Source organism: Caballeronia temeraria (assembly GCF_001544795.2).
GTDB lineage: Bacteria > Pseudomonadota > Gammaproteobacteria > Burkholderiales > Burkholderiaceae > Caballeronia > Caballeronia temeraria.
The window spans coordinates 1-2,218 of sequence record NZ_FCOI02000093.1; the positions used below are offsets into that span (position 1 = coordinate 1).

1 protein-coding gene is annotated in these 2,218 nt (G+C 59.3%); it reads left to right on the forward strand.

What is annotated here, in order from left to right:
- On the forward strand, nt 1–1,888 hold a 1,888-nt coding region (locus AWB76_RS38535), incomplete at its 5' end, for a phage head spike fiber domain-containing protein (protein WP_445343878.1).
- Nucleotides 1,889–2,218: the final 330 nt, after the last annotated feature.

Below are 2,218 nucleotides of genomic sequence, written 5' to 3' on the forward strand. Positions count from 1 at the left end.
TGCGACGTACTTCGATGTGAACGGCGTCATGCAAACCGCAGCGCCGAACGTCGCGCGGTTTGATCACGAACCGGTCACTGGCGCGTCGACGGGATTGCTGCTTGAGAGCGCGCGCACGAATGTGCTGCTCAACGCCAGCGCGCCGGAAAAGTGGAATTTGTTGGATGTGACCGTGACGACGGACGGCACGCTTGCGCCGGACAAGAGCACGCTCGCCCGAAAAATTATTGAAGGAACTGCGAACACCGTACATGCAGTCTCTCAGTACTACACCACGTCGATTTCGACGAGCACGCAATGGAGCCTGTGGGTGAGGCTCAAACCGGCCGAGCGCACCGTCGCGATGGTGATGCTGACGGACAGCGGCTCCGTCGACTACTGCTGTGCCGACTTCAATCTGCCTTTGGCTACGGTTGGCAAGACCTATGGCGGCTCGGGCGCCTGGAGTCTCAAGAGCGCGACGTGCATCCCGCTCAAAGACGGCTGGGTGGAGTGCCGCGTCAGTGGAATGGTGTCGAGCGGAACCGGTGTGCGCGCCAACGTGTATCTCATGAAAGCCGACGATCTGAGTCGCCCCTCCACGGGTGACGGCGTCTCGGGCTTCTATTTCGGCGGCGCGCAGATGGAGATGGGCACGAGCACGAGCTTCATTCCGACGACATCAGCCACCACGACGCGCACGAACGAGTACCTGTCCATCAAAGATACGGGTGCGATCAATCCGCTGGAGGGTACGCTAGTGTTCGACGGTGCCTTTCGCGGCGTCGTGGGCGGCGGCATGTTCGCCTTCTCGCTCGACGACGGCGTGAACAGCGGCATCGGCATCTATAAGGCGTTGGGCGGAGGCGGCCTGGTTGCGTACAGTGGAGGTGCGACAGGAACGTCTCTCGGCAAAACGGTCGCTGATGGTGAGCGTTTCCGAGCGGCCATTGCATACAGCGCCGGCGGAGCATCGGCCGTGGCGTCGATCAACGGCGGTGCGCCGATCACAATTACTGCGACCAAGGCGTTCACGCCAGCGTTGCTGTCGATTGGCTCGGCTCGCAGTCAATTCAATGCGTGCGAATCCGTCCGCTCGCTGCAGTACTGGCCGCGACGTTTAAGCGACGCCGAACTTTCCGACGCAACCCGGCTTCAATTGACGAACGTGTCAGCGACAGACGAGCTATTCGGCATCGGCGATGGCGTCACGAAGTCATTCCCGCTGACGTATCGCGGTGTTCCGTTGAGCGCTGTGTCGTCGGCATCGGTCTATCGTGAAGACTGGCAAGGCAAGCAGATTCTGTATTCAACGCCTCGGACGAATCTTGCGTTGAACTCGAATGATCTGGACGCCCAGACGTGGAGTCACTACTACGTCACACCGGCAACGCTGACAAAGGGCGCTATTGGACCAGATGGCACTGCTACGGCGTGGTCTTTCCCGCTATCGGACTGTACCGGCAATAACAACAACACTGCCGGCCTTCTTTATAGCATCGGCGCGCAGATTTACCCCTCAGGAACGAAGGCTTGCGTAAGTGCATGGCTTCGGGCCGATCAACCATTGCAATTCAGAATCTGTGTCGACGACGCCAATCAAAAGATCCTCAAGCTCGATACGGTATGGAGGGCCTACAGCGTCTCGGGTACAGCGAATGGAACGGGACGCGCGGTCGAGTTGTTCATGAGCAAGACGGATAACGTCGGCGTCCCCTTGACCGCGAAGGTGTATATCGCATGCGTCGAAGCAGAAAAAGGCGCGACGCCCGGAAGCTATATCCCGACGAAGTCAACCGCGGTAACGGTAACGGATTACGACTTGTCAAACGCTGTCGTGACGTTCTCGGCGCCGCCCGTAGCGGGCGCACGTCTGACCTGGAGCGGCGGGGGGAGCATCGTATCATGACATTTTTCGACGACTGCTCGCGCGGAGCACCAACCATTCTGCAAGGAGTCTGGGCGTGACGCCCAACGCATCACGCACATGACAGCAAGCCGCCTTCGGGCGGCTTTTTTATTTGGGAGATCGCACGAATGACGTTGGACCAAGGCGTAAGACCGCTCGGTGGACTTGGCAGTGCGAACGACTACACGAAGAACATCGTCAAGAATGTCTGACAATCTCGATTTCGATTACGACTCGAATGACGTGCTCGACACGTCTGCTTCGTCGCCAGAGCAGGTGTACAACATGTCGCCCGCGGCGATGCAGCCGCAGACAACCGACGCAGGACCG